General features: G+C 48.0%; 3 protein-coding genes. All 3 read right to left on the minus strand.

What is annotated here, in order from left to right; all coding sequences use genetic code 11:
- The coding region (locus BCT34_RS00565; RefSeq protein WP_241906866.1) for a type IV conjugative transfer system protein TraL at positions 1-194 on the minus strand (194 nt) is incomplete at its 3' end.
- Positions 195-209: 15 nt separating this feature from the next.
- Positions 210-395, minus strand: coding sequence for a hypothetical protein (locus BCT34_RS00570; RefSeq protein ID WP_076651824.1), 186 nt, complete (start codon positions 393-395; stop codon positions 210-212).
- A gap of 19 nt (positions 396-414) precedes the next feature.
- Positions 415-738, minus strand: a 324-nt coding sequence (locus BCT34_RS00575) for a hypothetical protein (RefSeq protein ID WP_102300442.1), incomplete at its 5' end; no start/stop codon positions are given.

The raw sequence follows: 738 nt of genomic DNA on the forward strand, positions 1-738 counted from the left end.
TATTGCCCTTTGATGTAGCGCACCCCAAACAAACAACCAATGGCTAAAGCCAGCCCAATCATTTCATGCCCCATCATGAACCCTATTGCCACGACAAAGGCCGCTGGTAAGCTTTCTTCACGAGGCAAGCCCATAAAAACTTCACCGTTATCAAAACTTGAAGGGATGAGGTAATACTGCTCAGGTTGTTCCATGTTCACGCTCCTGTGCTATTTCCCAACACGGTAATGTTGGATGCCTGAATCATCACAACCCTTAAATGTGCTCGCGAGGGTGCGGGTAAAAAAAGACTTACCCACCCGAAAAGCAGGCATTGTCATGGTGTTCTCGTTGTCGCCGGCTTTTTCCCTACTGGATTGAAAATGGGGACTAAACAGGCTCTGGTTGGTTTTCATGGGATGCGCTCCTCATTGATTAAGGAAGCAGACCGGATGCAACGTTCCAAAAGATCATCGCACCAAAGAAGGTGACAGCACCCATCACCCAGTTCTTCTGAAAGATCCCGACTATCAAACCAGCCAGAGCCGCGCCTCCCCACATAATGTATTTCACGGTATCGCCAAACATGGTGTCTGAAATGTCCGTTTTTGCCGAAGCAAACATATCCGCCGCCAAAGCCACTTCTGGCATGAGACACAGCGCCGCCGCTACGAACGCGAAAAACGCGGTTATTTTCCCTTTATCACTCAAGGGAGAGTTAGAGATAGATTGCATGTTTATTTCCTTTTGTTGGTATGA

This window comes from Vibrio sp. 10N.261.45.E2 (assembly GCF_002875705.1).
In the GTDB taxonomy this organism is placed as follows: Bacteria; Pseudomonadota; Gammaproteobacteria; order Enterobacterales; family Vibrionaceae; genus Vibrio.

What these genes read in the sequence shown, in the direction of transcription:
- BCT34_RS00570 (WP_076651824.1), bottom strand. Translation starts at nt 395, where the DNA reads ATGAAAACCAACCAGAGCCTGTTTAGTCCCCATTTTCAATCCAGTAGG.